This is a genomic window from Streptomyces sp. JNUCC 63 (assembly GCF_054366325.1).
Window position 1 is genome coordinate 7,172,430 of record NZ_CM135963.1, and the last position, 22,777, is coordinate 7,195,206.

The following is a 22,777-nucleotide window of genomic DNA, read 5'->3' on the forward strand; positions in this document are numbered from 1 at the left end:
CCAGGCGGTCGCGGCGGTTGAACGCGGCATGAAGAAGCGCAGCATGCTCGCCCTCGCCTCCCTGGCCACCGGGTTCGTCGTGGCCGCCGTCACTCCCTCGCACGCCGCCGAGCACGGCCGGCTCGGTGATCCGGGCCTGAAGGACGCCGTGGGCACCGTCGACCAGGTCCTCGGGCAGACCGGCCTCCCCACGGACGACGAGGCCCCGCGGCACCACCGCTGAGGCCGGTCGGCCGGGTGCGGCGCCGGTGCCCCCGTCGCGGGGGTGCCGGCGCCGTCCTGCGGGCGCCCTCAACTGGGGCTGGTTTCCGTGGCAGGGTGGAGCGGGCAAGCCACAGGGGGCCAACAGAAGAGGGGGACCCGTGATCGTCTGGATCAACGGCGCTTTCGGTGCGGGGAAAACCACCACCGCACGGGAACTGATCGAGCTGATCCCGAACAGCACGCTCTTCGACCCCGAGGTCATCGGCAGCGCGCTCACGCACCTGCTGCCGCCCAAACACCTCGCCGAGGTCGGCGACTACCAGGACCTGCCGATCTGGCGGCGCCTGGTGATCGACGCGGCCGCCGCGATGTTCGCCGAGCTGGGCGGAACCCTCGTGGTCCCCATGACCCTGCTGCGCCAGGAGTACCGCGACGAGATCTTCGGGGGTCTCGCCGCCCGCCGCATCACCGTCCGGCACATCCTCCTCGCCCCGGCCGAAACGATCCTGCGGGAGCGGATAGCCGGCCGCGAGGTGCCGCCCGACCTTCCCGACGGCGAGATGCGCGTACGGCAGTGGTCCTACGGCCGCATCGAGCCCTACCGCGCCGCCCTCGCCTCCTGGCTCACCGCCGACGCCCACCCCGTCGACACCAGCGCCCTCACCCCGTACGAGACGGCCGTCCGGATCGCCGAGGCCGTCGGCAGCGGCGCCGTGCCCGTCTGCGACATCGTGCAGACCCCGGAGCCCACCGGCGAGACGGTCGCCTCCGGGGTGCTCCTCTTCGACGAGCAGGACCGGGTGCTGCTCGTCGACCCCACCTACAAGCCCGGCTGGGAGTTCCCCGGCGGCGTCGTCGAACCCGGCGAGGCCCCGGCCCGCGCGGGGATGCGCGAGGTCGCCGAGGAGACCGGGGTACGGCTGGACGACGTGCCCCGTCTGCTCGTCGTCGACTGGGAGCCGCCCGCGCCCCCCGGCTTCGGCGGCCTGCGCTTCCTCTTCGACGGTGGCCGCCTGGACTCCGCGGCGGCCGAACGCCTGCTCCTGCCCGGCCCCGAGCTGCGCGACTGCCGCTTCGTCACCGAGCGGGAGGCCGCGGGTCTGCTTCCGCCCGTCCGTTACGAACGACTCCGCCGCGCACTGCGGGCGCGCGAACGCGGAGCGGCGGTGTACCTGGAGGCGGGCGTTCCGGTCGGCTGACGCCTGACGCCGTCCGCAACTCCCGGTCCGCTCCGCGATGCCGGCCGGACAGCGGAATGGCGGGCGGGGGCTCAGCCCGCCGCGTAGTTGCGCAGGAACAGTGCTTCCGCAACCGACAGGCGCTCCAGTTCCCCGGGGGAGACGCTCTCGTTCACGGCGTGGATCCGGGCCTCGGGTTCGCTCAGGCCGATGAGGAGGATCTCGGCCTCCGGGTAGAGCGCGGCGAGGGTGTTGCACAGGGGGATGGAGCCGCCCTGACCGGCGTACTGCATGTCCTGGCCGGGATAGGCGACCGCCATCGCGTCGGCCATCGCCCGGTAGGCCGGGCCGGCGGTGTCGGCGCGGAAGGGCTGGCCCTGGCCGATCTGTTCGGTGCGCACCCGGGCGCCCCACGGGGTGTGGGCCTGGAGGTGGGCCTGGAGCAGCTTGGTCGCCTCGGCCGCGTCGACGCCCGGCGGCACCCGCAGGCTGAGCAGGGCCCGGGCGCTCGCCTGCACGGACGGGGTGGCGCCGACGACCGGCGGGCAGTCGATGCCGAGGACGGTGACGGACGGGCGGGCCCAGATGCGGTCGGCCACCGTGCCGGAGCCGATCAACTCCACGTCGTCGAGCACCTTGGCGTCCTCGCGGAACTGCTCCTCGTCGTAACTCAGGCCCTCCCACACGGAGTCGCCGGCCAGACCGTCCACGGTCGTCGAGCCGTCCTCGGCGCGCAGCGAGTCCAGGACGCGGATCAGCGCGGCGAGCGCGTCGGGGGCGGCGCCGCCGAACTGGCCGGAGTGCAGGTTGCCTTCGAGGGTGTCGACCTGGACACGGACCAGGGTCATGCCGCGCAGGGTGGTGGTGACGGTGGGCAGGCCGACGCGGAAGTTGCCGGCGTCGCCGATCACGACGGCGTCGGCCTTCAGCAGCTCCGGGTGCTCCTCGGCGTAGCGCTCCAGGCCGCCGGTGCCCTGCTCCTCCGAGCCCTCGGCGATCACCTTGACGCTCACCGGTATGCCGCCGCCCGCCTTCAGCGCGCGCAGCGCGAGCAGGTGCATGATGACACCGCCCTTGCAGTCGGCGGTGCCGCGCCCGTACCAGCGGCCGTCGCGCTCGGTCAGCTCGAAGGGCGGGGTGGTCCAGCCGGCCTCGTCCAGCGGGGGCTGCACGTCGTAGTGGGCGTAGAGCAGGACCGTCTTCGCGCCCTCGGGGCCGGGCAGGTGGCCGTACACCGACTGGGTGCCGTCCGGGGTGTCGAGCAGCGCCACGTCCGTGAACCCCTCGGCGCGCAGCGCGTCGGCGATCCAGTTCGCGGCGGCCTCGCTCTCGCTCCTCGGATACTGGTCGAAGTCCGCCACCGACCTGAAGGCCACCAGTTCGGCGAGCTCCGCCCGCGCCCTGGGCATCAGGGAGGCGACGGTCTCGGCGACCGGATTCGACGACATGGGCACGCTCCTTGCAGGTGCGACATCGCACTCGTGGGTACCGGGGTGGTACGTCCGAGCACTTCTGTGGTGCGGGTGATCGTGTCAGCGTAGGCGCGACCCGGTGTACGGGGCACGTACGCTGCAGATCCTCCCACAGCGGCCCGCGGCGAGGGCCGCCGTAGGATGCGACAGACAGCAGCGGCAGCCGGATTGATCGGGAGCGGTAGACCATCGTGAGCAGCGAGAACTCTTCGGCGGACGACGTGCGGGACGACGTGCGGCAGGTGTGGGACGTCGTCGTGGTGGGCGCGGGACCCGCGGGTGCCTCGGCCGCCTACGCGGCGGCGGTCGCGGGGCGGCGCGTGCTGCTGCTGGAGAAGGCGGAGCTGCCCCGGTACAAGACCTGCGGCGGAGGGATCATCGGCCCCTCGCGCGACGCGCTGCCGCCCGGCTTCGAGCTTCCGCTGAAGGACCGGGTGCACGCGGTGACCTTCTCGCACAACGGCCGCTTCACCCGCACCCGCCGCTCCAAGCAGATGCTGTTCGGGCTGCTCAACCGGCCCGAGTTCGACCAGCAGCTCGTCGAGCACGCGCAGAAGGCCGGCGCCGAGTTGCGTACGGGCGTCACCGTCTCGCGGGTCGAGCAGCACGGCTCGGCGGTGCCGGACCGGCGCACGGTGGCCGTGGTGCTCCAGGGCGGCGAGACGGTGCTCGCGCGCGCGGTGGTCGGCGCGGACGGCAGCGCCGGCCGCATAGGAGCCCACGTCGGGGTGAAGATGGACCAGGTGGACCTGGGCCTGGAGGCGGAGATCCCGGTGCCGGACACCGTCGCCGAGGACTGGCGGGGACGGGTGCTCATCGACTGGGGCCCGATGTCCGGCAGTTACGGCTGGGTGTTCCCCAAGGACGACACGCTGACCGTCGGCGTGATCTCGGCACGCGGTGAAGGCGCCGCCACCAAGCGGTACTTGGAGGACTTCATCGGCCGGCTGGGCCTGGCCGGCTTCGAACCGAGCGTCTCCTCCGGGCACCTGACGCGCTGTCGCGCCGACGACTCGCCGCTCTCGCGAGGCCGGGTGCTGGTGTGCGGCGACGCGGCCGGACTCCTGGAGCCGTGGACGCGCGAGGGCATCTCCTTCGCGCTCAGGTCCGGGCGGCTCGCGGGGGAGTGGGCGGTGCGCATCGCCGAGGCGCACGACGCGGTGGACGCCCGGCGCCAGGCCCTGAACTACGCGTTCGCGATCAAGGCGGGGCTCGGCGTCGAGATGGCCGTCGGCAAGCAGATGCTGGCGGTGTTCGCGCGCCGGCCCGGACTCTTCCACGCCGCCCTGACCGGCTTCCGGCCCGCCTGGAGGGCGTTCAAGGACATCACGCGGGGTTCGACCTCGCTCGGCGAGCTCGTCCGTACCCACCCCATGGCCCACCGCGCGCTGACCGCGCTGGACCGGCGGCCGGCCGGACCCGCCACGCCCGGCGCGGAGGACCCGGTCAGTTCGTGACCGTGATCCGGAAGACCGGGTGGTCGGGGGCGGCCGCGGCGATCTCCTCGTCGGAGGACTTCGCCGTGACGCCCCGGAAGTACTCGTCGACCTGCCAGCCCCACCGCTCCAGATAGGTCCGCAGGACCGGCGGCTTCTCGGCGTCGGACAGCTCCACCGCGGTGAACGTCCGCACCTTCCGCCCGACGCGCAGCTCTCCGCCGCCCGCCGCGCGCATGTTGCGGACCCACTGGGAGTGGCCGCGGGCCGAGACGAGGTACTGCGTGCCCTCGTGGGTGTGCGGGTTGACCGGGATGCGCTGCGGCTTGCCGCTCTTGCGGCCCCGCACGGTCAGCTCGGCGGAGCCGGCCAGGCTGAGCCCGTGCCGGGCGAGCCGGCCGACGATGCTGTTGAGGCGGGTGTTCATCCGGCTGCCCTTGAGGTAGTACGGCGACGGTGACGACGACATGGTGACCCCCACTCGTTGGGAGAGCAGTGCTCTCGTTCGAGAACAGTGTGCACTGGATCGGTGATCCAGCACAAGAGCGGTGCTCTCTTTCTGGTTCACTGCTCCGCTTGGTGTGCGCCGCTCCAAAACCGTGGAACACTCCTCTCCATGAGCACCGTGAAAGGCGCCCGCGCCCGGGCCAGGACGGAGATCACCGCAGCGATCAAGGACGAGGCGCGCAGACAGCTCGCGAAGGAGGGCGCCGCGAAGCTCTCGCTGCGCGCCGTGGCCCGTGAACTCGGCATGGTGTCCTCCGCGCTGTACCGGTACTTCCCCAGCCGCGACGACCTGCTGACCGCGCTCATCATCGACGCCTACGACTCCCTGGGCTCGGCCGCCGAGTCCGCGCACGAGACGGTGGCCGGCGCCGAGCCCCTCGCACGCTGGACCGCCGTGTGCGAGGCGGTGCGCGGCTGGGCGCTGGCGCACCCCCACGAGTACGCCCTCATCTACGGCTCGCCCGTGCCCGGCTACACCGCGCCGCAGACGACCGTCCCGGCCGCGGCCCGCGTCGGCCTGGTCCTCATCGGCATCGTGCGCGACGCCCACGAGCACGGCGGGCTGACCGGGCCCCCGCTGCCCGCCGAACTGCGCGGCGAGGCCGAGCGGATGACCGCCGAGCTCGCGCCCGGCCTGCCGCCCGAGGTGGGGGCCGCGCTCGTCGCCGCCTGGGCACAGCTGTACGGGCTGGTCGGGTTCGAGCTGTTCGGGCAGTTCAACCGGGTGGTGGAGGACCGCGAGCCGTTCTTCCGGCACGCGGTGGTCCGGCTCGCCCACGGGGTGGGCCTGCGCCCCGTACTCCCCGAAGAGCAGGAGTGATCACCTCACTCGGCCGCTGCCCCCGGCCGCACGGCCGGTACGGGCCCCTGCGATGGCACCGAGCCGACGAGGAGGACACGTCCGAATGGCCGCCCTGGTGTACGAGTCGTGGCTCGTACGCCAGGGCCGGCGCATGTCGCGTTGCGGTGGGCCATTCGGTGGGTTGGGGTAGTGGGAGACACACCTCCCATGTTCCGGACGGCGATCATGACGATGTCACCCTTCGGCGCCTCCTTCGGCGGCCCGGACCCGTTCTCCGAGATCCTCAACCGCTTCTTCGGCATGACGCCCGCCGCCTCGCCCCCGCAGGTGCAGCGCGTACCGATCGGACGGCTGCTGACCGAGCCCGCGCGCGAGCTGATCAACCAGGCCACCAAGCGAGCGGCCGAGGACGGCAGCTCCGACCTGGACACCGAGCACCTGCTGTGGGCGTGCACCCAGGTGGAACCGGCCCGCGGCCTGCTCGGTCAGGCCGGCGCCGACCCCGACCGGCTCGGCGCGGACCTCGCCGAGGCGCTGCCCGGCGAGAGCGGCATGCCCTCCGCGCAGCCCGGCCTGACCCCGGCGGCCAAGCGGGTGCTGCTGCGCGCCTACGAGCACTCCCGGGCGGCCGGAGTGTCGTACATCGGCCCCGAGCACATCCTCGGCGCGCTCCTGGACACGCCGGGCGCCCCGGCGGCGCGAGTCCTGGCCGCCCACGGCATCGAGGCCGACCAGGTGCGGCGCAGCGCCGACACGGCCTCCCGTCCCGACACCGCGCCGAGCGCGGGCGAGACCCCGAGCGCCACCCCGACCCTGGACCAGTACGGCCGTGACCTGACCGAGGAGGCCAGGGCCGGGAAGCTGGACCCGGTGGTGGGACGCGCCGCGGAGATCGAGCAGACCGTCGAGGTCCTCTCCCGCCGCTCGAAGAACAACCCCGCCCTGATCGGCGAGCCGGGCGTCGGCAAGACCGCGATCGTGGAAGGGCTCGCCCAGCGGATCGTCAACGGGGACGTGCCGAAGACCCTGGAGAACAAGCGGGTGATCGCCCTGGACCTCACCGGGCTGGTGGCGGGCGCCCAGTACCGGGGCCAGTTCGAGGAGCGGCTGAAGAACGTCATCGACGAGGTCAAGGCGGCCTCCGAGTCGACGATCCTGTTCCTGGACGAACTGCACACCGTCGTCGGCGCCGGAGCCACCGGCGAGGGCTCCATGGACGCGGGCAACATCCTCAAACCGGCCCTCGCCCGCGGTGAACTCCACGTCGTCGGAGCCACCACCCTCGACGAGTACCGCCGGTACGTGGAGAAGGACGCCGCCCTGGAGCGCCGCTTCCAGCCGGTCATGGTGCCCGAGCCCAGCGTCGAGGAGACCGTGCAGATCCTGGAGGGCCTGCGCGACTCCTACGAGGCCCACCACCAGGTCCGCTACAGCGACGACGCCCTGGCCGCCGCCGCCGAGCTCTCCGACCGGTACGTCACCGACCGCTTCCTGCCCGACAAGGCCATCGACCTGCTCGACCAGTCCGGGGCACGGGTGCGCCTGCGCTCCCTGGGCCGGTCCACCGAGGTCGTCGAGCGCGAGGACCGGCTGGCCAAGCTGCGCCGGGAGAAGGACCAGGCCGTCGCCGCCGAGGACTTCGAGCGGGCCTCCGAGCTCAAGGACCGGATCGCCGAGGTGGAGACGGAACTGGAGGGCCTGGCCGAGCGCCGCGAGGGCGTCCTCGAGGTGACCGTCGACGACATCGCCGACGTGCTGTCGCGGCGCACCGGCATCCCCGTCGCCCAGCTGACCGAGAGCGAGAAGGAGCGGCTGCTGAAACTGGAGGAGGCCCTGCACGCCCGGGTCGTCGGCCAGGACGAGGCGGTCACCGCGATCGCGCAGGCGGTGCGCCGCAGCCGGGCCGGCATGAGCGACCCGAACCGGCCCGTCGGCTCCTTCCTGTTCCTCGGCCCCACGGGCGTCGGCAAGACCGAACTGGCCAAGGCCCTCGCCGAGCTGCTGTTCGGCGACGAGGACCGCATGGTCCGCTTCGACATGAGCGAGTTCCAGGAGAGGCACACCGTCTCCCGGCTCGTCGGCGCCCCGCCCGGCTACGTCGGCCACGAGGAGGCCGGCCAGCTCACCGAGAAGGTGCGCCGGCAGCCCTACAGCGTGCTGCTGTTCGACGAGGTGGAAAAAGCCCACCCGGACGTCTTCAACACACTGCTCCAGGTCCTCGACGACGGCCGGCTCACCGACGCGCAGGGCCGCACCGTCGACTTCCGCAACACCGTGATCATCATGACCTCCAACATCGGCGCCCAGCGGATCCTGGCCCACCACGGCGACGTCGCCGGCATCAAGGAGCAGCTGATGGAGGACCTGCGCGGGAGGTTCCTGCCGGAGTTCCTCAACCGCATCGACGACATCATCATCTTCCACGGCCTGAGCGAGGACGACCTCGGCCGGATCGTGGACCTGCTGCTGGACAACAGCCGCCGCCGGGTGCGCGCCCAGGGCCTGGAGCTGGAAGTCACCGACGCCGCGAAGAAGCTGCTGGTCGCCCACGGTCACCAGCCCGAGTTCGGCGCCCGCCCGCTGCGCCGCACCATCCAGGCCGAGCTGGACAACCGCATCGCCTCCCTGCTGCTGAGCGACTCGGCCGACCCCGGCGACACGATCGTGGCGGACGTCGACAAGGACGCCCTGGTCTGCCGGGTCGAACACCCGGAGCTCCCCGGCCGGCTGACCTGAGGCACGGCGCCGCCCGTCACTCCTGCGCCGACCGCCGGGTCGCGAAGGCGATCACGGCGGCGACGGCGGCCAGCACGGCGACGCTGGTGAGCGCGGCCGACAGGGAGACCCAGTCGGCCAGGAAGCCGATCGCGGGCGGTCCGAGCAGCATGCCGCCGTAACCGAGGGTGGAGGCGGTCGCGACGCCGCTCGGACCGGCCAGCGCGCCGGCGCGCTCCACGGCCACCGGGAAGAGGTTGGCGAGCCCGAGCCCGGTGACGGCGAAACCGAGCAGCGCCGCCCACACCGACGGCGCGAGCGAGCCGAGCAGCATGCCGACCGCGGCGATCGCACCGCCGGCCACGACCGTACGGGTACGGCCCAGCCGCTCGAGCAGAGTCGTACCGCTCAGCCGTCCGAGGGTCATCGCCAGGGCGAAGCAGGAGTAGCCGGCCGCCGCCACGCCCGGAGAGGCGCCCAGGTCCTGCTGGAAGTGCAGCGCGCCCCAGTCGGCCATGGCCCCTTCGCCGTACGCCGTGCACAGGGCGATCAGGCCCAGGACCAGGACGAGTCCTCGGGGACGGCGGTCGAGGCGCCGTGGGCGGTTTTCTTCGGGCCGTACGCGCTCCGCCGGCACCGGGGGTTCGTGCCGCAGCAGGGTGGGGCCCGCGAGGGCGGTGACGAGCAGGCCGATCAGGGTGAGGCCGAGCAGGTGGCGGGCAGGGGACAGGTGCGCGGCCACGAGCCCGCCGAGTCCCGCGCCCACCATGGCGCCGAGGCTGAAGGCGGCGTGGAAGCTCGGCATGATCGGCCGTCGCAGCGCGGCCACCAGGTCCACGGCCGCGCTGTTGAAGGCGACGCTGATGCCGCCGTACGCCGCCCCGAAGAACAGCAGGACCGCGCCGAGTGCCAGGACGGAGTGGGTGAGCGGGGGCAGGGCGATGCTGAGGGAGAGCAGCACGGCGTACACGACGGTGATCCGGTGGCTGCCGTAGCGGCGGCACAGGCGGCCGGTCAGGGCCATCGTGACCACCGCGCCGGCGGAGACGCCGAGGAGGGCGAGGCCCAGGTCGCCGGCCGAGGCGTTGGTCTGTTGCTTGATCGCCGGGATGCGGACCACCCAGCCGGCGAAGACGAAGCCGTCCAGGGCGAAGAAGGCGGTGAGGACGGCACGGAGGCGGGTGAGGGCGTCGTCCCGCACGGCACTGTGCGGACGGACTTTGTTTATGAGCGGCACAAATTCAGGCTAGCAAGCACGCGCGCCGGGGCGGGAGACCGCCCGCCCCGGCGCGGGACGTTCCTCAGGCGAGCGTCACCTCCACCGGGAGCCGCTTGATGCCGTTGACGAAGTTGGAGCGGACCCGGGGTACGTCCCCGACCAGGCGGATGCCGGCCAGCCGCGGGATCAGCTCCTCGAACATGATCCGGATCTCGGTGCGGGCGAGGAGGTTGCCCAGGCACAGGTGGGGGCTGCCCTTGCCGAAGGTGACGTGGTCGTTGTTCTGCCGGGCGACGTCGAAGTCGTACGGGTTGCCGAAGACCTCCTCGTCACGGTTGCCGGAGGCGAACCACATGACGACCTTGTCGCCCTCCTTGATCCGCTTGCCGCCGAGTTCGGTGTCGCGGGTGGCGGTGCGGCGGAAGTGGTACACGGGGGAGGCCCAGCGCAGGAACTCCTCGACCGCGTGGGGGATCAGGGAGGGGTCCTCCCGCAGGCGGGCCAGCTGTTCGGGGTGCTGGAGCAGGGCCAGCATGGAGTGGGTGATGGTGTGCCGGGTCGTCTCGTTGCCCGCCACCACCAGCAGCAGGAAGTAGTTGTCGAAGTCCTGCTCGGACAGCGGGACGCCGTCCCGCGGGGCACGGCCGCATCCGGTCCGGGCCCCTCTTCTTCCCAGCCCCCCGTCCCGACGCCCTCAGCACGAGGAGGACCTGCCATGAAGGTCGTCGTCGACATGAACAAGTGCCAGGACCACGGTCAGTGCGTCTTCGCCGCCCCCGACGTCTTCAGCTTCGACGACGCCGGCCGTCTGGCCTACGTCAGCGACCCCGACGACGCGCTGCGCGACGAGGTCGAGGAAGCCGCCGACGTGTGCCCGCTGCAGGCCATCCGGACCGAGGACTGAGCCCGTGAGCTCACCCGTCGTCGTGGCCGGCGCCTCCATGGCCAGCCTGCGCGCCGCCGGACACCTCGGGCCGATCACCCTGGTCGGCGACGAGCCCCGCACGCCCTGCAATCGGCCGCCGCTGTCCAAGGAGGTCCTGGCCGGCAAGGCGTCCTTCGAGTCGCTGGCCTTCCGGCTCCGCGCCGCGGTCGCCGACGCCGAGTGGCGCCTGGGCACAGGGTCGTCGCGGCCGACCTCGACCGACGGCTCGTCGAACTCGACGACGGCAAGTTGCTGCCGTACGCCGGACTGGTCGTCGCCACGGATATGAGGCCCCGCCGGCTGCGCTGCTCCGACCCTCTCGACGGACGGCACACCCTCCGTACGATCGACGACGCCCGTGGGCTGCGCGACTTCTGCGACACCGACGCCGGCTCCATGCTGCGCGTCAAGGGCTCCGACACTCTCTGCCCGCTCGGCCCCGGCCTGGTCACCGACTGGGACTTCCGGGCCAAGCGGCTGCGGACCTACGTCAACGGCGAGGTCTCCAGGACGGCTCGACCGGCGAGATGACCTGGGACATGCACTACCTGGTCGCCGACACCGCCCGCACCATCACCCTCCACCCCGGTGACGTGCTGCTCTCCGGCACGCCCGCCAACTCCCGGCCCGTGAAGCCCGGCGACGTCGTCGAGGTGGAGGTCGAGGGACTGGGCCGGCTCACCAACCACATCGTCATCGGCCCGATCCCCATCCGCACCGACGTGGGAGCCCAGTCCACCGAGTCCGAGGAGGTCCTGTCCACCGTCCTCGGCTGCGACTGGGAATTCCGTGGCATCCGGCCGCCGCGCCGCTGACCGGCGCGGCGCCGGTAGGGTCGTGTCCATGACCGAGCCTGCGGAGACCACGAACCCGACGGAGCCGACGGCCTCCGCCGGGGCCGTCGAGTTGGGCGGGTCGGGGGATTCTGCGACCTCTGGCGGCCCGGCTGGGTCCGTGGCCTCCGCGGGGTCTGCCGAGCCTGCGGCTGCCGCTGGGACTGTCGAGTCCGGGGCGTCCGCGGACTCCGTCGAGCCCGACGGGGCTGTGGAGCCCGCCGGCTCCGCCGGGACCGACCGTGGGCGGCGGCCGCGTAAGCGGGTGCGGAACTACGGGGCCGGACGGGCCGCCCTGCTCGACGCCGCCGTACGCGTGGTGGCCCGGGGCGGGCTGCGCAGGCTCACCTACCGGGCCGTGGCTCAGGAGGCCGGGGTCACCCACGGGCTCGTCGTGCACCACTTCGGCTCACGCGACGCGCTGATCGAGGAGGCGCTCGCCCACGCCGTGCGCTCCTCCCTGAACAGCAGCGCGCTCGAGCCCGGCTCAGGCAGGGTCGCGGACTTCTCCGTGAGCCTGGCGGACATGGTGGAGTCCGGCCCGGACCTCCAGGCGTTCCAGTACGAGCTGCTGCTGGAGGCGCGCCGCCGCGAAGAGCTGCTGCCGCACCTGCGCGGTCTGTACGAGGACTACTTCGACGCCACCCGCCGGGAGCTCTCCCAGATGCTGTCCCGGCCGGTCGACCGCGGCCTGTACCGGCTGGTCTTCGCGGCCCTGGAGGGCCTGGTGCTGCACCAGCTCGTGTTCGGCGAGCGCGAGGTCACCGAGGAGGCCCTCGCCCAGCTGCGCGACCTGCTCCGGCGGCTTGCCGCGGACCCGGACGACGCCTGAGTCATACGCTTGACCGAGCGTGGCTCAGGGCCGCAGGTCACGGCGGCGTCCCGCTGTCCAGCGGCGGCGACCTCGCCCTGCACCGGTACGGCGCGGCCGACGCCCACGAAAGCGTCTACGACGTCGACGACCTCCAGGACGCCTTCGGTCTGGAGGTGGCCCGCCGGGCCCTGGAGTCGGGCCTGCCCCTGCTGGCGATCTGCCGCGGCCTGCAGGTGGTCAACACGGTGCTGGGCGGCACGCTGCACCAGGACATGGACGGACCCGGACAGGACCACCGGCACGTCCGGCACCCCGTTTGCCTCGCCCCCGGTTCGGCCCTGGCGGAGATCACCCGCGCCGACAAGGCCGAGGCCTCCTGCTACCGGGATTCATTCGCAGTGCACCGGCGTTCACGCCGGTGGTGAGGCGAATCCGGCGGTTGTGACGCGGAGCGTCGCCGGATCGTTCCGGCGGAGTGGGATTCGGCCGATCCGCCCCGGACTGTCGGTGACCGGTGCTAGCGTCCGGATCATGCAGCTTCGGTACGCCTTCCGTCTCGACCCGACGCCAGGGCAGCGCAGCGCGCTGGCCCGGGCGTTCGGGTGCGCGCGGGTGGTGTACAACGACGCGGTCGCCGCACGGGAGCGGGCCCGGTCGGTCGGGGAGGCGTTTCCCACCGCGGCGGTCTTGTCGCGGACACTGGTCACCGAGGCGAAGAGGACCCGCGAGCGGCGCTGGCTGGGCGAGGTCTCGGCGGTGGTGCTGCAGCAGGCGCTGCGGGACGTCGAGGCCGCCTACCGGAACTTCTTCGCCTCCATCAAGGGAAAGCGCAGGGGCCCGAAGGTGGGGGCGCCGCGGTTCAAGTCGCGCAAGGATGCGAGGCAGGCGATCCGGTTCACTGCCAACGCCCGCTGGTCCATCACCCCCACCGGGCGGCTGTGCCTGCCGAAGATCGGCGAGGTGCGGGTGCGCTGGTCGCGGGCCCTTCCCGCCGTCCCGTCCTCGGTGACCGTGGTCAAGGACGCTGCCGGGCGGTACTTCGCGTCCTTCGTCGTCGACACCGATTTGGCCACCGACGCAGCCCGCATGCCCGACACCGACCAGAGCGTCGGCATCGACCTCGGACTGACCCACTTCGCGGTCCTGTCCGACGGCACGAAGATCGACTCCCCGCGGTTCCTGCGCCGGGCGGAGAAGAAACTCAAAAAGGCCCAGCGGGAGCTGTCCCGCAAGCAGAAGGGCTCGAAGAACCGGGAGAAGGCCCGCCGGAAGGTCGCCCGCGCACACGCGCAGGTGGCCGACGCACGCCGCGAGTTCCACCATCAACTCTCCACCAAGCTGATCCGCGAAAACCAAGCGGTCGCCGTGGAGGACCTGGCGGTCAAGGCGCTGGCGCGCACCCGGCTGGCCAAGAGCATCCACGACGCGGGCTGGTCCCAGTTCGTGCACATGCTCGCCTACAAGGCCGCCCGGTACGGGCGCACCCTCGTCAGGGTCGGCCGGTTCGAGCCCACCAGCCAGGTGTGCTCCACCTGCGGCCACCGCGACGGGCCCAAACCCCTGCAGGTGCGGGAATGGACCTGCACCGCCTGCGGCGCGGTCCACGACCGGGACCACAACGCCGCGAAGAACATCAAGGCCGCCGGACTGGCGGTGACAGCCTGTGGAGCGTCGGCAAGACCGGACCCTGGTCCGGCACAGCGCGGTGAAGCAGGAAGCCACGGAATCCGCACCGGAGCCCGTGCCGCGTAGCGGCACAGCGCCCGGCCGGAAGGCCGAAATCCCCGGGCTCCGACCCGAGGAGCAAGTCAACACCACCAGCACATCGACCGGCTCGGCGAGGGCCTGACGGTCACCGCACGGGCCGCCGACGGCACGATCGAGGGCGTGGAACCCACCGGCGGCGCAGGCTGGTTCGCGGCCGTGCAGTGGCACCCCGAGGACACCGCACACGAGGATCCGGTGCAGCAGCGCCTGTTCGACGCGCTGGTGGAGGCGGCACGGGCACCCCGAGTCCGCTGAATCCCCCGGCTCACCCCTTGGCGCGGCGCCCGCTGCGCCGCGGCGCCGGGTCCGCGCCGTCCAGGAGCGACCGGCGGCGGTCCTCGCCGTGCTCCTCGACCTGCAGGACCACACGCCGCAGCATCTCCGCCAGGTCCCGGCACTCCTCGCCGCTCAGCCGCGAGGTCACGAAGGCCTCTTCCTCGTTGAACGCCGGAAAGACCCGGCTCATGAAGTCCTCGCCCTCGTCGGTGAGCGACAGCAGCACGAGCCTGCCGTCCGTGGGGTGGCCGGCGCGCCGCAGCAGCCCGCGCGACTCCAGCGTGCGGGAGACTCCCGTCAGGGTGCCCTTGGAGATGCCGGCCTCCTCGGCGACGTGCCGGGTCTCCGACTCGCCCCACACCCAGACCACCCACAGCACGACGAACGCGGTCCAGGTCAGGTCCGAGCCGCGCAGCACCGAGTTCTCCAGGTGCTGGCGGACCGCGGAGGCGGCCCGGTAGATGTTGGCCACCGCCGCCATCTGCTCCCGGCGCACGCGGATGCCGCCGAGCTTGGCCCGCGCGAGCTTCTCCGCCTCGGTGATGGAACGCTGGCCGGGCACGGGCACTCCCTCGCTGATCGCCGGTACCGGGCAGGCCGGTGCCGCCCGCCAGGTCGTTCGGGCTCGAAGTGTACGGCGATCAGCCTCGGGGATCGGAGTCCGGAGCCGTCGTCAGCCGGTCTTCCAGCCCCAGGGCGTGTCCACGCGCGCCCACTCCTTGTCCCACTGGTCGAAGCGGCGACGGTCGAGCCGGGACCGTACCAGCTTGGCGCCGCCGATGACCACGCCCGCGGCGGCCGTGCCCGCCCACAGGCCGCCCAGGGTCGACTGGAACGCGCTGTCGGCCCGCGAGGCGGGCGGGGAGGTCAGGACGCCGTGCCCGTTCGTCCACACCGTGACGTGGGTTCCGGGCGTCGCGGAGGCCGGGACCCTGGTCCGGCCCGTGTGCACCGAGCCGTCCGGACCCGTCCAGCGGACCGTCCCCCACATCAGGGCGCCGCTCGTCGGCCGAGTCGCCCCATGGGTCGCGTCCTGGGTCAGCACGGCCGGCAACGGACGGGTCTCGGCACGGACGCGGTCCGCGCTCCGCTGCATCGCGCCCGCCGTCAACACTCCTGCCAGCACACCACCGGCCACGGCGAGGATCCAGGCGACGAGCAGGATCCACGCCTCCACGGCGTCACTGGTCCGCCTGAGCGGATTCCGCCGCCACCGCCACAGCCACACTCCCGTACGACGTGTCACCTTCGACACCCCCTCGTGAGCACCGACGGCCCCTCTTCCAGTGTGCCCCCAGAAGCGATCAGCGGCTTCCGGAAGCGCGGAGAAGGGGAGCCGAGGCCCCTCAGGCGGTCGCGAGCAGGGTCGTACGCCCGCGCGCCCGCTCATCCCTTCCGCGCCCCGATGTCGCGCCCTCTTCGGACACGGATCGGTTAAGGCTTGCTCACGCGTCGGTTGCCGTGCGGTGAGCGCGCCATGATGGGACCATGACGCTCGCCGCGCGCGCCCTTGCCCAACTGGCCACTTGGCCCGATCTGACGGAGGCGGTGCCGAGTTGCGGCACCGGGCAGGCGCTCAGCTCGTCCCATGGCGAGATCGCGCACTTCCACTCCGGCCGGGACGTCGACCTCCACCTGACCGCCGCGGCCGTCCGCCGCCTGGCGGGCGACCTGCGGCGCTTCGCCGCGGTCCGCGTCGTGCCGGGCTCCCCCTGGGTGACGCTCCGCCTCGACGCGTCGGCCGACGTGGATCTCCTCGTGAGCCTGATGAGCGTCGCGCTCCAGGCCCACCAGGGCCCGCCGGACGACGGCCGGCCCGCCCCCTGCGGCTGCAACGACGGCCGCGGCGTGGGCTTCCTGCGCACCTGACGGCGCACGACGGGCGCTGTCAGACGGTGGCGCTGTCAGACGGTGAGGACCCGTACCCCCGCCTCCTCGAACCGGCGCACCGTCTCCTGCCCCGCCGCCGTGTCCGTGACCAGTGTGTCCACCGACTCGGCCGGGCAGATGCGGGCGAAGGCACGCCGGCCCAGCTTGCTGGAATCGGCGGCCACGACGACGCGTTCGGCGCGCTCGCACAGCAGCCGGTTGATGGCGGCCTCGGCCTCGTCGTGGGCCGCCGCGCCGTGCGTGACGTCGAGGGCGACCACCCCGAGCACCGCCATGTCGAGCGTGATCTGACTCAGCACGCCGTCCGCCAGCGGGCCGATCAGCTCGTACGACTGCGGGCGCGCCACCCCGCCGGTCAGCACGATCTTGAACTGGGGTCGTACGGCGAGCTCGTTGGCGATGTTGAGCGCGTTGGTCACCACGGTCAGCGCGGGTGAGCCGGAGGCTAGGTCGCTGCGCACCGCCAGGGCGCGGGCCACCTCCGTGGTGGTGGTGCCGCCCGTCAGCCCGACCGCCTCGCCGGGCGCCACGAGGTCCGCGACCGCCTTCGCGATCCGCTGCTTCTCGGAGGCGTGCCGGGCCGTCTTGTAGCGCAGCGGCAGCTCGTAGGAGACACCGTGCACGACCGCGCCGCCCCGGGTGCGGACGAGCATCTGCTGCTCGGCGAGCTGGTCGAAGTCCCGCCGGATCGTCGCGGCCGACACCCGCAGCTCGGCCGCCGCCTCCTCGACGTCCAGCCGGCCCCGCTCGACGAGCAGCTCCAGCAGCGCCTTCCAGCGCGCGTCGCGCGACATCCGCGGCCTCCGTTTCCCGGTCCTCCGCGACCCTAACGCAACCGGCACACGGTCGAATGCTTGATGATGCTCGAAAGGTGGCACTATCTTGCAGGAACAAGCAGATGCGGGAGGATGGGTCATGAGTCATGTCGAGGACGAGCTGACCAGCCAGCCCGAGTGCTGGGCCCGCGTCGCGGGCGACGCCGCCGCTCACGGCCGGGCGCTGCCCGCGCAGGGGGAGCGGGTCGCGATCGTCGGCTGCGGCACGTCGTACTTCATGGCCCAGGCCGCCGCCGCGCTGCGCGAGGGCTCGGGGCAGGGGGAGACCGACGCCTTCGCCGCCTCCGAGTTCCCCTACGGCCGCTCCTACGACCGGGTCCTCGCCCTCACCCGATCCGGCACCACCACCGAAGTGCTCGAAGTGCTCACGGAGTTGAAGGGGCGCACGCCCACCACAGCCGTCACCGCCGACCCCGGAACCCCCGTCATGGGCGCCGCCGACGAGGTCGTCGTGCTCGACTTCGCCGACGAACGCTCCGTGGTGCAGACCCGGTTCGCGACCACCGCCCTCACCCTGCTGCGCGCCCACCTCGGACTGCACAGCGACGACGTCGTCGTCGACGCCGGCACGGCACTGTCCGCTCCGCTGCCCGAACGGCTCGTCGACCGCACGCAGTTCACTTTCCTGGGCCGGGGCTGGACCGTCGGCCTCGCCAACGAGGCCGCACTGAAGATGCGCGAGGCCTCGCTGTCCTGGACCGAGGCCTATCCGGCGATGGAGTACCGCCACGGCCCCATCAGTGTCACCACCGAGGGCACGGTCGCCTGGATGTTCGGCAGCGCCCCGCAAGGACTGGCCGAACAGGTCCGGACCACGGGCGGGTTGTGGATCGAGGGCGAACTCGACCCGCTCGCCGAACTGATCCGCGCCCAGCGCCTCGCGGTCGCCGTCGCCCGGGCCCGCGGCCTGGACCCGGACCGCCCCCGCCACCTCACCCGCTCGGTGATCCTCGCGCCGTAGCCCCTCGGAAAGGTCAGGACAGGCCGTGCCGCTTGCAGCCACCGGCGAGTTGGTCGCCCGCGCCGCCGCCGCGCGTTCCGCCGTCGTCGCCTTCAACATCATCACGCTGGAACACGTCGAGGCCGTCGTCGCCGGCGCCGAGACGGCCGGCGCACCCGTCGTCCTGCAAGTCAGCGAGAACGCGGTCAAGTTCCGCTACGGACGGCTGCTGCCGCTCGCCCGCGCGGCCGCCGCCGCGGCCGAACGGGCCACCGTGCCCGTGGCGTTGCACCTCGACCATGTGCAGAGCGACGACCTGCTGCGCCAGGCGCCCGACGCGGGCTTCAGCTCCGTGATGTACGACGCCTCCCGGCTGCCGTACGCGGAGAACCTCGCCGCGACCAGCGCCGCGGCGACCTGGGCACACGCCCAAGGGCTCTGGATCGAGGCCGAGCTGGGCGAGGTCGGCGGCAAGAACGGCGCGCCGCCGCTGGATGCCCACGCCCCCGGCGCACGTACCGACCCCGCGGAGGCGCACGCGTTCGTCACCGGCTCCGGGGTGGACGCCCTGGCCGTGGCCGTCGGCAACACCCACGCCATGACCGAGCGCACCGCGGCCCTCGACCACGACCTCCTCGAACGCCTCGCCGGAGCACTGGACGTACCCCTCGTCCTGCACGGCTCCTCCGGCGTGCCCGACGGCGAACTGACCGCCGCCGTCACCGCCGGTATCGCCAAGGTCAACGTCGGCACCGCCCTCAACATCGCGATGACCGGCGCGATCCGGGACTTCCTCGCCGCCCGCCCCGAGGCGGTCGACTCCCGCAAGTACCTCAGCGTGGGACGGGAGGCGATGGTGGGGGAGGCGCGGCGGCTCATCGGGGTGATCGGCACGCCCCGTACGGCGGCTACCTCTTGACGGCCTTCAGCACCACGAACTTCGGGTCGCTCGCGACGAGCCGGCTGTTGCCGAACAGCCGGCGCAGCTTGACGTGGTAGCCCAGGTGCCGGTTGCCGATCACCCACAGCTCGCCGCCGGAGCGCAGCGCGCGCCGCGCCCCGGTGAACATGCGCCAGGCCGTCGCGTCCGTCGTCGCCTGGTGCGAGTGGAACGGCGGGTTGTTGAGCACCAGGTCCACACTGCCGGCCGGCACCCCGGCCAGCCCGTCGCCGACCCGGAACTCCGCGTGCCCGGGCACGCCGTTCGCCTTGTACGTCGCCTCCGCCGAGGCCACGGCCTGGAACGACTCGTCCGTGAACAGCACCTCCGCGTCCGGGTTCGCCAGCGCCAGCGCCGTACCGACGACACCGTTGCCGCAGCCCAGGTCCACCACCCGGCGGGCGCCCCGGCCGTCGGGGAGGTGCCGCAGGAAGAAGCGGGTGCCGATGTCGAGGCGGTCGGCGCAGAAGACACCCGCGTGGTTGACGACCCTCCGGCCGGATACGGCGCCGATGCCGCCGGGCAGCGTGTAGCTGTACGGCCACGGATTGGCGGGCCGCTCCAGGGCGGGGTCCGGGGTGCAGAGGATCAGCCGGGCCTTGCGCCGGGCGAGCGAGGTCCTGGTCGGGCCGAGGGTCCGCTCGAACAGCGTCAGCGTCGAGGTGTGGATCTCCTTCGCCATCCCGGTGCCGACGACGACCGTGCCCTCGTGCACGGAGGGCGCCAGGCGCAGCAGCTGGTCCTCCAGCAGGGCGAGGCTCTTGGGCACCCGCACCAGCAGCACGTCGATACGGCCGGGCGGCGGGTCCTGCGTGGTGAGCAGGCGTACCGCGCCGGGCTCGGCACCGTTGCGGGCGAGGTTCGCGCGGGTCGCCTCCTGCCCGAGGAACGAGTCGGTGATCTGCACCGGCCGGTGTGCCGCCAGCGCCGTGACCAGGGCGCCCCACCGGTCGCCCACGACCACGACGGTCCCGGACAGGTCCACCCCCTGCTCGTCGAGGTGCCGCAGCAGATACTCGTCGGAGGCGTCCCAGGCCCGCAGCCGGTCACGCGGGTCCTCGGGAAACCGGGCGAGCACCGGCTCGCCCCAGGCAGTCGTCATACGGTCGTCCATCGCCCGTCCAGGTTAGGGCCTGTCCGGCGGATCATGCCGCAGACGGGGGTCCGGCACTCCCCCGAGCTCTTCGAGCAGGGGGGACTCCCACCCCGAGCTCTTCGAGCAGGGGAACCCCCACCCCGAGCTCTTCGAGCAGGGGGGACCCCATCGTCCCCGCTCACCCGGGTTGACAGGCTCCGCGGGCTGGAGTCGGCCTGATCCGCCGGACAGACCCTGGCCGAGCCGCAGCTCACAGCCGCTGCGGCAGGATGGGAAGCATGGACGCCGAGCTGTTCCCCCGCAGCCGTAGGGAGGTCGCGCCGGGAGCCGTGCACGTACCGGACTGGCTGGATCCGGCGCGCCGGCACCGGCTGCTCGCCGCCTGCCGTGAGTGGGCCCGCCCGCCTGCCGGCCTGCGCACGGTGCGCACCCCGGGCGGCGGGACGATGACCGCGCGGCAGGTCTGCCTGGGCCGGCACTGGTACCCGTACGGCTACGCCCGCACGGTCGTCGACGGCGACGGCGCCCCGGTCAAGCCGTTCCCCGCCTGGCTGGGCGAATTGGGCCGCGCGGCGGTGACGGACGCGCTGGGGCCCGAGGCGGTCACGGAGGCGGCGTACGACATCGCCCTGATCAATTTCTACGACGCCGACGCGCACATGGGCATGCACCGCGACAGCGACGAGAAGTCCGACGCGCCGGTGGTGTCGCTGAGCCTCGGCGACACGTGCGTGTTCCGCTTCGGCAACACCGAGACGCGTACCCGCCCCTACACCGACGTCGAACTGCGCAGCGGCGACCTGTTCGTCTTCGGCGGCCCGTCCCGCCTCGCCCACCACGGCGTACCCCGGGTCCATCCGGGCACCGCCCCACCGGAGTTGGGTCTGACGGGGCGGCTGAACATCACCCTGAGGGTGAGCGGCTTGTAGACCGCGCCGCTGGTCACGACAGGTGCGGATCATGGGAGACTCGCCCTCATGAGCGGCAAGGCGGGCCCCCCGGCGGCGGGGGAAGGGAGCACCTCGAGGACGCGGCTGGACCGGGGGCGCGGTGCGCTCGGGCCCGCACTGGAGCTCGTGCACACCGGGCGGGCCCCGACCCGCGCGGTCCTCACCGCCGAGCTGGGGGTGACCCGGGCGACGGCCGGTGCGGTGGCCGCCGAACTGGAGGCGCTGGGCCTGATCCGGGTGGACGCCCGGCCGGGCGCGGCGGCCGGCTCGCAGGGCCGCCCCTCGCACCGGCTCTCGATCGCCGAGGACGGGCCCGTCGCCCTCGCCGCGCAGGTGCACGCCGACGGCTTCCGTGCCGCCCTGGTGGGTCTCGGCGGCCGTATCGTGGCGACCGCGCCCGGCTGCGAGACCGTCGACCCCGACCCCGCCAAGGTGCTCGGCTCCGTCGTCGAGGCCGGCGCGGGGCTGCTGCGCACGACCGGCCGGCGCTGCGTCGGCGCCGGGCTCGCCGTGCCCTCCGCGGTCACCGAACCGGAGGGCCTGGCCCTGAACCCGCTCCACCTGGCCTGGCCCCCGGGTGCGCCGGTGCGCCGGCTCTTCGCGGAGTGCGTGCGCGCGGCGGGGATCACCGGACCGGCGTTCGCCGCCAACGATGTCAACCTCGCCGCCCTCGCCGAGCACCGGCACGGCGCCGGCCGCGGCGCCCGCGACCTGCTGTGCGTGGCGACCGGACACCGGGGCGTGGGCGGCGCGCTGGTGCTGGACGGGCGGCTGCACTCGGGCAGTGCGGGCCTGGCGCTCGAGGTCGGCCACCTCACCGTCAACCCCGAGGGCCGCCCCTGCCACTGCGGCAGCCGCGGCTGTCTCGACGTCGAGGCGGATCCGCTGGCCCTCCTCACCGCCGCCGGCCGCGAGCCGGGCCCCGAGGTCTCGCTGCTGCGGCAGGCCGACGACCTGATCCGCCACCACTACGACGACCCGGACGTCCGCGCGGCCGTCGAAGCCCTCGTCGACCGCCTCGGCCTGGGCCTGGCCGGCCTGGTGAACATCCTCAACCCCGACCGCATCATCCTCGGCGGCCTCCACGGCACCCTCCTCGACGCCGCCCCCGACCGCCTGCGCGCCGTCGTCGCCGACCGCAGCCTGTGGGGCCAGAGCGGCGGCGTCCCCATCCTCCCCTGCACCCTCGCCCACAACAGCCTGGTCGGCGCGGCGGAACTGGCCTGGCAGCCGGTCCTGGACGACCCGCTGACAGCGCCGGCCTGAGCGGCTCGGGCGCACGGGCGGAGGGGCGGTGCCCTGTGAGCACCGGGCACCGCCCGGTCAGCCGGCGACGGCGGACCGGGCGGGGGCGGGGGCGGCGAAGCGGTGGGCGGGTTTCCCCGCGGTGACGAAGGCCGGTACCCGGGCCGGTACCGCGACCGAGGGGGCGGAGGTCGGCAGGGTGAACCAGACGACCTTGCCCTGCTCGCCGTCGGGGCGCGCGCCCCAGCTTTCGCTCACCGCGGCCACCATCGCCAGCCCCCGCCCTTCGGTGGCCAGCGGCGCGATCTCGCCCATGTCCTCCACCACGGGAAGGCGCGGGTCGTGGTCGCGCACGGAGACCGTGAGCCGGTCGAGCAGCAGCTCGAGCTCGACGGTGCACAGCTTGTCCGGCTGGGCGTGCTGGTGGACGTTGGTCAACAGCTCCGTCACACCGAGCGCGGCTCGGTCTATCAGAGGGTCCAGATGCCAGTAGCGCAAGTGCGCCGATACGATTCTGCGGACCTGGCCGATCCGCGACGGCAGGGCTTGGAGCTCCACCGTGCAGTGCCTGCTTGGGTGACTGATCACGGCTGCGACTCCCCGACGTTGAGGTCCGGAAGAACACGACGTTTCGGATGCAGCAGGACGCCTGCGTGACACCGCCGCCTGCTGCCGTGGCCGGCGGGCTGGTTCGCAGCGTTATCGCCGGTAAACCCTGAGTGACGTGAGACC

The 22,777-nt window shown here is 73.1% G+C and carries 22 protein-coding genes and 4 pseudogenes; 17 read left to right on the plus strand and 9 right to left on the minus strand.

What is annotated here, in order from left to right; genetic code table 11:
• The first annotated feature begins 28 nt into the window (after positions 1–28).
• On the plus strand, positions 29–223 hold the full coding sequence (locus ACX25U_RS33125; RefSeq protein WP_454385496.1) for a hypothetical protein: 195 nt from the start codon (positions 29–31) through the stop codon (positions 221–223).
• Between the two features lie 139 nt (positions 224–362).
• Positions 363–1,403, plus strand: coding sequence for an NUDIX hydrolase (locus ACX25U_RS33130; protein ID WP_454385498.1), 1,041 nt, complete (start codon positions 363–365; stop codon positions 1,401–1,403).
• 71 nt (positions 1,404–1,474) lie between these two features.
• Here ACX25U_RS33130 and ACX25U_RS33135 read toward each other — a convergent pair whose 3' ends face one another.
• Positions 1,475–2,830: a M20/M25/M40 family metallo-hydrolase gene (locus ACX25U_RS33135; RefSeq protein ID WP_454385500.1), complete on the minus strand. Its 1,356-nt coding sequence runs from the start codon at positions 2,828–2,830 to the stop codon at positions 1,475–1,477.
• A gap of 215 nt (positions 2,831–3,045) precedes the next feature.
• On the opposite strand from ACX25U_RS33135, the gene ACX25U_RS33140 reads away from it, so the two are divergent.
• A complete protein-coding gene (locus tag ACX25U_RS33140; RefSeq protein ID WP_454385502.1) occupies positions 3,046–4,311 on the plus strand; it encodes a geranylgeranyl reductase family protein in 1,266 nt (421 codons plus the stop codon).
• On the opposite strand, the gene ACX25U_RS33145 is transcribed toward ACX25U_RS33140, so the two are convergent.
• Positions 4,301–4,759: a nitroreductase family deazaflavin-dependent oxidoreductase gene (locus ACX25U_RS33145; protein ID WP_454385504.1), complete on the minus strand. Its 459-nt coding sequence runs from the start codon at positions 4,757–4,759 to the stop codon at positions 4,301–4,303. The two genes, ACX25U_RS33140 and ACX25U_RS33145, sit on opposite strands and share 11 nt — an antisense overlap.
• 147 nt (positions 4,760–4,906) lie before the next feature.
• On the opposite strand from ACX25U_RS33145, the gene ACX25U_RS33150 reads away from it, so the two are divergent.
• Together ACX25U_RS33150 and ACX25U_RS33155 are read left to right on the plus strand one after the other, a co-directional pair.
• Positions 4,907–5,617, plus strand: coding sequence for a TetR/AcrR family transcriptional regulator (locus tag ACX25U_RS33150; protein WP_454385506.1), 711 nt, complete (start codon positions 4,907–4,909; stop codon positions 5,615–5,617).
• A 207-nt stretch (positions 5,618–5,824) separates the two neighbouring features.
• Positions 5,825–8,335 carry an ATP-dependent Clp protease ATP-binding subunit gene (locus ACX25U_RS33155; protein WP_454385508.1) on the plus strand — a complete coding sequence of 837 codons (2,511 nt, stop codon included), beginning with the start codon at positions 5,825–5,827 and terminating at the stop codon, positions 8,333–8,335.
• Positions 8,336–8,351: 16 nt separating this feature from the next.
• Here ACX25U_RS33155 and ACX25U_RS33160 read toward each other — a convergent pair whose 3' ends face one another.
• Positions 8,352–9,551 (minus strand): MFS transporter, encoded by a 1,200-nt coding sequence (locus ACX25U_RS33160; RefSeq protein ID WP_454385510.1) that lies wholly within the window; start codon positions 9,549–9,551, stop codon positions 8,352–8,354.
• Positions 9,552–9,615: 64 nt separating this feature from the next.
• Positions 9,616–10,224 (minus strand): annotated as a pseudogene (locus tag ACX25U_RS33165) (cytochrome P450); the annotation flags it as partial.
• Between the two features lie 24 nt (positions 10,225–10,248).
• Between ACX25U_RS33165 and ACX25U_RS33170 the strand changes: the two are divergent.
• The 7 genes and pseudogenes from ACX25U_RS33170 to ACX25U_RS33200 form a co-directional block, all read left to right on the plus strand.
• The gene (locus tag ACX25U_RS33170) at positions 10,249–10,437 is read left to right on the plus strand and encodes a ferredoxin (RefSeq protein ID WP_454385512.1); all 189 of its coding nucleotides are present in this window, start codon (positions 10,249–10,251) and stop codon (positions 10,435–10,437) included.
• A gap of 4 nt (positions 10,438–10,441) precedes the next feature.
• Entirely contained in the window at positions 10,442–10,747 is a 306-nt protein-coding gene (locus ACX25U_RS33175; RefSeq protein ID WP_454385514.1) for a hypothetical protein, read from the plus strand.
• Positions 10,748–10,818: 71 nt separating this feature from the next.
• Positions 10,819–11,273 (plus strand): annotated as a pseudogene (locus ACX25U_RS33180) (fumarylacetoacetate hydrolase family protein); the annotation flags it as partial.
• A gap of 283 nt (positions 11,274–11,556) precedes the next feature.
• Positions 11,557–12,123 (plus strand): TetR/AcrR family transcriptional regulator, encoded by a 567-nt coding sequence (locus ACX25U_RS33185; protein WP_454385516.1) that lies wholly within the window; start codon positions 11,557–11,559, stop codon positions 12,121–12,123.
• 26 nt (positions 12,124–12,149) lie between these two features.
• Positions 12,150–12,488 (plus strand): annotated as a pseudogene (locus ACX25U_RS33190) (gamma-glutamyl-gamma-aminobutyrate hydrolase family protein); the annotation flags it as partial.
• A 148-nt stretch (positions 12,489–12,636) separates the two neighbouring features.
• Positions 12,637–13,857, plus strand: coding sequence for an RNA-guided endonuclease InsQ/TnpB family protein (locus ACX25U_RS33195; protein WP_454385518.1), 1,221 nt, complete (start codon positions 12,637–12,639; stop codon positions 13,855–13,857).
• 60 nt (positions 13,858–13,917) lie between these two features.
• Positions 13,918–14,127: pseudogene (locus ACX25U_RS33200) on the plus strand (gamma-glutamyl-gamma-aminobutyrate hydrolase family protein); the annotation flags it as partial.
• A 10-nt stretch (positions 14,128–14,137) separates the two neighbouring features.
• On the opposite strand, the gene ACX25U_RS33205 reads toward ACX25U_RS33200, so the two are convergent.
• A complete protein-coding gene (locus ACX25U_RS33205; RefSeq protein ID WP_454385520.1) occupies positions 14,138–14,710 on the minus strand; it encodes a MarR family winged helix-turn-helix transcriptional regulator in 573 nt (190 codons plus the stop codon).
• Between the two features lie 111 nt (positions 14,711–14,821).
• Positions 14,822–15,394, minus strand: coding sequence for an Rv1733c family protein (locus tag ACX25U_RS33210; RefSeq protein WP_454385522.1), 573 nt, complete (start codon positions 15,392–15,394; stop codon positions 14,822–14,824).
• A 242-nt stretch (positions 15,395–15,636) separates the two neighbouring features.
• Between ACX25U_RS33210 and ACX25U_RS33215 the strand changes: the two genes are divergently transcribed.
• On the plus strand, positions 15,637–16,017 hold the full coding sequence (locus tag ACX25U_RS33215; protein WP_454385524.1) for a luciferase domain-containing protein: 381 nt from the start codon (positions 15,637–15,639) through the stop codon (positions 16,015–16,017).
• Positions 16,018–16,052: 35 nt separating this feature from the next.
• Here the strand turns inward: ACX25U_RS33215 and ACX25U_RS33220 are convergent, their stop codons facing one another.
• On the minus strand, positions 16,053–16,832 hold the full coding sequence (locus ACX25U_RS33220) for a DeoR/GlpR family DNA-binding transcription regulator (RefSeq protein ID WP_454385526.1): 780 nt from the start codon (positions 16,830–16,832) through the stop codon (positions 16,053–16,055).
• Positions 16,833–16,953: 121 nt separating this feature from the next.
• Between ACX25U_RS33220 and ACX25U_RS33225 the strand changes: the two genes are divergently transcribed.
• Both ACX25U_RS33225 and ACX25U_RS33230 read left to right on the plus strand, forming a co-directional pair.
• The gene (locus tag ACX25U_RS33225) at positions 16,954–17,835 is read left to right on the plus strand and encodes an SIS domain-containing protein (RefSeq protein ID WP_454385527.1); all 882 of its coding nucleotides are present in this window, start codon (positions 16,954–16,956) and stop codon (positions 17,833–17,835) included.
• A 25-nt stretch (positions 17,836–17,860) separates the two neighbouring features.
• The gene (locus ACX25U_RS33230) at positions 17,861–18,733 is read left to right on the plus strand and encodes a class II fructose-bisphosphate aldolase (protein WP_454385529.1); all 873 of its coding nucleotides are present in this window, start codon (positions 17,861–17,863) and stop codon (positions 18,731–18,733) included.
• Here ACX25U_RS33230 and ACX25U_RS33235 read toward each other — a convergent pair.
• Complete coding sequence (locus tag ACX25U_RS33235; RefSeq protein ID WP_454385531.1) at positions 18,723–19,856, minus strand: methyltransferase; 1,134 nt, start codon at positions 19,854–19,856, stop codon at positions 18,723–18,725. The two genes, ACX25U_RS33230 and ACX25U_RS33235, sit on opposite strands and share 11 nt — an antisense overlap.
• 272 nt (positions 19,857–20,128) lie before the next feature.
• On the opposite strand from ACX25U_RS33235, the gene ACX25U_RS33240 reads away from it, so the two are divergent.
• On the plus strand, positions 20,129–20,779 hold the full coding sequence (locus ACX25U_RS33240) for an alpha-ketoglutarate-dependent dioxygenase AlkB family protein (protein ID WP_454385532.1): 651 nt from the start codon (positions 20,129–20,131) through the stop codon (positions 20,777–20,779).
• 48 nt (positions 20,780–20,827) lie between these two features.
• Positions 20,828–22,066 carry an ROK family protein gene (locus ACX25U_RS33245; protein WP_454385534.1) on the plus strand — a complete coding sequence of 413 codons (1,239 nt, stop codon included), beginning with the start codon at positions 20,828–20,830 and terminating at the stop codon, positions 22,064–22,066.
• 57 nt (positions 22,067–22,123) lie between these two features.
• Here ACX25U_RS33245 and ACX25U_RS33250 read toward each other — a convergent pair whose 3' ends face one another.
• Positions 22,124–22,633, minus strand: a complete 510-nt coding sequence (locus tag ACX25U_RS33250; protein ID WP_454385536.1) for an ATP-binding protein — start codon at positions 22,631–22,633, stop codon at positions 22,124–22,126.
• Positions 22,634–22,777: the final 144 nt, after the last annotated feature.